The 5,602-nt window shown below is 60.0% G+C and carries 4 protein-coding genes; 2 read left to right on the top strand and 2 right to left on the bottom strand.

What is annotated here, in order from left to right; translation table 11 throughout:
• Positions 1-111: 111 nt before the first annotated feature.
• Together PMI23_RS27835 and PMI23_RS27830 are read right to left on the bottom strand one after the other, a co-directional pair.
• Positions 112-495, bottom strand: a complete 384-nt coding sequence (locus PMI23_RS27835) for a PaaI family thioesterase (protein WP_007917925.1) — start codon at positions 493-495, stop codon at positions 112-114.
• A complete protein-coding gene (locus PMI23_RS27830) occupies positions 495-2,819 on the bottom strand; it encodes a Tex family protein (RefSeq protein ID WP_007917927.1) in 2,325 nt (774 codons plus the stop codon). The genes PMI23_RS27835 and PMI23_RS27830 overlap by 1 nt, the downstream gene beginning before the upstream one ends.
• A gap of 357 nt (positions 2,820-3,176) precedes the next feature.
• On the opposite strand from PMI23_RS27830, the gene ompR reads away from it, so the two are divergent.
• Both ompR and PMI23_RS27820 read left to right on the top strand, forming a co-directional pair.
• Positions 3,177-3,917, top strand: coding sequence for an osmolarity response regulator transcription factor OmpR (gene ompR / locus PMI23_RS27825; protein WP_007917928.1), 741 nt, complete (start codon positions 3,177-3,179; stop codon positions 3,915-3,917).
• Between the two features lie 113 nt (positions 3,918-4,030).
• Positions 4,031-5,344 (top strand): ATP-binding protein, encoded by a 1,314-nt coding sequence (locus PMI23_RS27820; RefSeq protein WP_007917930.1) that lies wholly within the window; start codon positions 4,031-4,033, stop codon positions 5,342-5,344.
• Positions 5,345-5,602: the final 258 nt, after the last annotated feature.

Here is a 5,602-nt window from a genome sequence, read left to right as displayed (position 1 = left end):
GGCTGCGATCTTTTGATCTTGCTATTGAAAAACAAAATCAAAAGATCGCAGCCTGCGGCAGCTCCCACAGGATTCGTTGCGCCGAAATTAACTCAAATTGATGGCGTCTAGCTACAGGACAGCGAACGTGCCTTGCGCTTTTGCGACCAGTTTGTCGCCCTGCATCACGTCGGCTTCGACCACCAACGTGCGGCGGCCCGGGTGAATCACCCGCGCCGTGCACAGCACCTCACCGTCGGAAACGGCGCGGATATAGTTGATCTTGCACTCGATGGTCGCGCTCTGCTGATCGAAACCGTGGGTGCTGGAACAGGCCAGCCCCATGGCGATGTCGACCAGACTGAACAGCGCGCCACCGTGCAATTTGCCGCCGCGATTGCGCAGTTCCGGTTCCAGCACCAGGGCGACTTGCGCCACCCCGGTTTCCAGGCTGTGCAGGCGGCAGCCCAACAGCTTGAAAAACGCGCTCTCGACGAGCCCGGCCGGAATTTCCATCAGCGTTTCTTCAACTGCTTGGCGTTGGCGAACAGCGAGGCCATCGCGTTGTTCACTGGTGCGGCGGTCGCGGTTTCCTTGCGTGGCGCATTGTTCGAAGGCTGGCGCTGCGCCGAGCCCGGACGCGAACCACGGGCACCGTCGATTTTCTCGCCGGGGGTGTCGCCCATGCGCATCGACAGGCCAACGCGTTTGCGCGGGATGTCGACTTCCATGACCTTCACTTTCACCACGTCACCGGCCTTCACCGCTTCACGTGGGTCCTTGATGAACTTCTCCGACAGCGCCGAAATGTGCACCAGACCGTCCTGATGCACGCCAATGTCGACGAATGCGCCGAACGCGGTCACGTTGGTCACCACGCCTTCGAGGATCATCCCCAGTTGCAGATCCTTGAGGTCTTCGACGCCTTCCTGGAACTCGGCGGTCTTGAACTCCGGACGCGGGTCGCGGCCCGGTTTTTCCAGTTCCTGGAGGATGTCGGTCACGGTCGGCAGACCGAAGGTTTCGTCGGTGAATTTCTTCGGATCCAGACGCTTGAGGAAGCTTGCATCACCGATCAGCGAGCGGATGTCGCGGTCGGTTTCAGCGGCAATGCGCTGCACCAGCGGATAGGCTTCCGGGTGAACCGCCGACGAATCCAGCGGGTTGTCGCCGTTCATCACGCGCAAGAAACCGGCGGCCTGTTCGAAGGTTTTTTCGCCCAGACGTGCGACTTTCTTCAGCGCTGCACGGGTTTTGAATGCGCCGTGCTCATCGCGGTGCGTCACGATGTTCTGCGCCAGCGTCGCGTTGAGGCCGGAGATCCGCGCAAGCAGTGCTACCGAAGCAGTGTTCACATCAACGCCGACGGCGTTCACGCAATCCTCGACCACTGCGTCCAGGCCACGCGCCAGTTTCAACTGCGACACGTCGTGCTGGTATTGGCCGACACCGATGGATTTCGGATCGATTTTCACCAGTTCTGCCAGTGGATCCTGCAGACGACGGGCGATGGATACGGCGCCACGGATCGACACGTCCAGATCCGGGAATTCCTTGGCCGCCAGTTCCGACGCCGAGTACACCGATGCACCCGCTTCGGAAACCATGACCTTGGTCATCTTCATCGCTGGATACTTTTTGATCAGCTCGATGGCCAGTTTGTCGGTTTCGCGGCTGGCGGTGCCGTTGCCGATGGCGATCAGGTCAACCGAGTGCTTGGCGCACAGGGCGGCCAGAATGGCGATGGTCTGATCCCACTTGTTGTGCGGCACGTGTGGGTAAACCGTGGCGTGATCCAGCAGCTTGCCAGTCGAGTCGACCACGGCCACTTTGCAACCGGTACGCAGGCCCGGGTCGAGACCCAGAGTCGCGCGCGGGCCGGCTGGGGCGGCCAGCAGCAAGTCGTGCAGGTTGTGGGCGAACACGTTGATCGCTTCGGTTTCGGCGCCGTCACGCAGTTCGCCGAGCAGGTCGGTTTCCAGATGCGTGTAGAGCTTGACCTTCCAGGTCCAGCGCACCACTTCGCCGAGCCATTTGTCGGCCGGGCGGTTCTGGTTCTGGATGTTGAATTGCTGGCCGATCATGCCTTCGCACGGGTGCATGGTCCCCGGCAGTTCATCGCCGACTTTCAGCGCGGAGCTGAGGATGCCTTCGTTGCGGCCACGGAAAATGGCGAGCGCGCGGTGCGACGGCATGCTTTTCAGCGGTTCGTCGTGTTCGAAGTAATCGCGGAACTTGGCGCCTTCTTCTTCCTTGCCAGCGATGACGCGGGCACTGAGGGTCGCTTCCTGCTTGAGATAGTTACGCAGTTTTTCCAGCAGGCTGGCGTCTTCGGCAAAGCGTTCCATCAGGATGTACTTGGCGCCTTCCAGCGCTGCCTTCACATCGGCCACGCCTTTTTCGGCGTCGACGAAGCGTGCGGCTTCGGTTTCCGGGTTCAGGTTCGGGTCGTTGAACAGGCCGTCCGCCAAGTCGCCGAGGCCGGCTTCCAGGGCAATCTGGCCCTTGGTGCGGCGCTTCTGCTTGTACGGCAGGTACAAGTCTTCGAGGCGGGTCTTGGTGTCGGCGAGTTTGATGTCGCGCTCGAGGGCAGGGGTGAGTTTGCCTTGCTCTTCGATGCTGGCGAGGATGCTGATGCGCCGTTCGTCGAGTTCTCGCAGGTAGCGCAGACGTTCTTCCAGATGACGCAACTGGGTGTCATCGAGGCTGCCGGTGACTTCTTTCCGGTAACGGGCGATGAAGGGAACGGTAGAGCCTTCATCGAGTAGCGCGACGGCCGCTTCGACCTGTTGTGGGCGTACACCGAGTTCCTCGGCAATGCGGCTGTTGATGCTGTCCATAAAACCACCTGACATATTGTGAAAGCAGGCTCGCAGGCACGGAAATAAAGGCCCGGAGTCTGGTTGAGCGGCTAGAAAATTGCCGCTGCCTGGGTCAAAAGGCAGCCCATTGACCCGTGAAATCGAACAATTACTGCGCTCGGCAGGAAAAAAGCCTGCCACCTGCGGTAACGATTCAGACGTTGCCTGGCACAAAACGCCGCGCATTATAACCAGCGTTCTGTCGTTCGGGGGCGTTGCAGTCTGTAGGCATAAACCCCGGTTTTCTGGCAGTGAAGGAAAAATCTGCTAACAATGCACACGGTGCGTATAACGGCAGCTACGCCATAATGCGCGCCGAGCTAAAAGGAGCATCCAATGAGCAGCACTGCACAAACTGCTGAAGGCGAAAAAATTCTCATCGTTGACGACGATCCGGGCCTGAGCAGCCTGCTGGAACGTTTTTTCGTCAGCAAGGGCTACCGTGCCCGCACCGTACCGAACACCGAACAGATGGATCGTTTGCTGTCGCGTGAAGTTTTCAATCTGGTCGTCCTCGACCTGATGCTGCCCGGCGAAGACGGTCTGACCGCTTGCCGCCGTCTGCGTGGCGCGAACAACCAGATTCCGATCATCATGCTCACCGCCAAAGGCGATGAGTTGAGCCGCATCAAGGGCCTGGAACTGGGCGCCGACGATTATCTGGCCAAGCCGTTCAACCCGGATGAGCTGATGGCCCGCGTCAAAGCCGTGTTGCGTCGTCAGGCCACACCGGTACCAGGCGCACCGGGCAGTGAAGACGAAAACGTCACGTTCGGTGATTACGTCTTGTCGCTGGCCACCCGCGAACTGAAACGCGGCGACGAAGTGCACATGCTCACCACCGGTGAGTTTGCGGTACTCAAGGCTCTGGTGATGAACGCGCGTCAGCCGCTGACTCGTGACAAGTTGATGAACCTGGCCCGTGGCCGCGAGTGGGATGCCCTCGAGCGTTCCATCGATGTGCAGATTTCCCGTCTGCGCCGCATGATCGAGCCGGATCCATCGAAGCCGCGCTACATCCAGACCGTCTGGGGCGTGGGCTACGTGTTTGTACCGGATGGCGCCGCCACCAAGTGATCGGCGATTTGTAGGAGCGAGTCTGCAGGTTTTGGTCGAACGGCCAGGCCCGCAGACTCGCAATCCGCAATATGCGAGCATTGCTCGCTCCTGCAAGTGTGTAGCGGTTATAGATGAAAACCCCTGTCTGGTTCCCCCAAAGTTTTTTCTCTCGCACCCTCTGGCTGGTGCTTATCGTCGTGCTGTTTTCCAAGGCGCTGACCCTGGTTTATCTGTTGATGAACGAGGACGTGCTGGTGGATCGCCAATACAGCCACGGCGTCGCCCTGACGCTGCGAGCCTATTGGGCTGCCGATGAAGAAAACCGCGCGAAGATCGCTGATGCCGCCACCCTGATTCGGGTCGTGGGCGCCGGTGTGCCGGAAGGCGAACAGCACTGGCCGTACAGCGAAATCTACCAGCGGCAGATGCAGGCGGAACTGGGTGCCGACACCGAAGTGCGCTTGCGCATGCATTCACCGCCAGCGTTGTGGGTGCGCGCACCGAGCCTCGGTGACGGTTGGCTCAAGGTGCCGTTGTATCCGCACCCGTTGCGCGGCCAGAAAATCTGGAACGTGCTTGGCTGGTTCCTTGCCATCGGCTTGCTGTCGACGGCATCGGCGTGGATTTTCGTCAGCCAGCTCAACCAGCCATTGAAACGCCTGGTCTATGCTGCCCGGCAACTCGGTCAGGGTCGCAGCGTACGTCTGCCGATCAGCGATACGCCGAGCGAGATGACCGAGGTGTATCGCGCCTTCAACCAGATGGCCGAAGACGTCGAGCAGGCCGGACGCGAGCGTGAGTTGATGCTCGCCGGTGTGTCCCATGATTTGCGCACTCCGCTGACCCGGTTGCGGCTTTCGCTGGAGTTGATGGGCGATCGCAATGACCTGACCGACGACATGGTGCGCGACATTGAAGACATGGACGCGATTCTCGACCAGTTCCTCGCGTTCATCCGCGACGGTCGTGACGAGTCGGTGGAAGAAGTGGATCTGACTGATCTGGTGCGCGAGGTTGCAGCACCGTACAACCAGAATGAAGAGAAAGTGCGTTTGCGTCTGGAGCCGATCCAGCCGTTTCCGCTGCGTCGGGTATCGATGAAACGCTTGCTGAACAACCTGATCGGCAACGCCTTGAACCATGCCGGCGGTCACGTTGAGGTCGCCGCTTATGTGTCCGGGGACGTCAGTGCGCCGTATGTGGTGCTGAGCGTGATGGACCGAGGCGCGGGGATTGACCCTTCGGAGCTGGAGGCGATCTTCAACCCGTTTACCCGTGGTGATCGTGCGCGGGGCGGGAAGGGCACTGGCTTGGGCTTGGCGATCGTGAAGCGGATTGCTTCGATGCATGGCGGCAATGTTGAATTGCGCAATCGGTCCGGTGGTGGACTGGAAGCGCGGGTGAGGTTGCCTTTGGGATTGATGCTGCCGCGAGATGCTGTGTAGGTCAAAAGCCCCTCACCCCAGCCCTCTCCCAGAGGGAGAGGGAGCCGACCGAGGTGTCTTGCGTCATACATCGACCTGAAAGACTGAGTCGATTATGGATCCGGTACAGCAAGATCAAGTCGGCGTATCTCTTAATCATCCCCCAATCGGCCCCTCTCCCAGAGGGATAGGGGCCGACCGAGGTGTCTGGCGTCATACATCGACCTGAAAGACTGGGGCGATTGTGGATTCGGCACAGCAGGATCAGGTCGGCGTATC

Source organism: Pseudomonas sp. GM24, from assembly GCF_000282235.1.
Classification (GTDB): domain Bacteria; phylum Pseudomonadota; class Gammaproteobacteria; order Pseudomonadales; family Pseudomonadaceae; genus Aquipseudomonas.
This window is presented reverse-complemented; position numbering and strand designations above follow the sequence as displayed.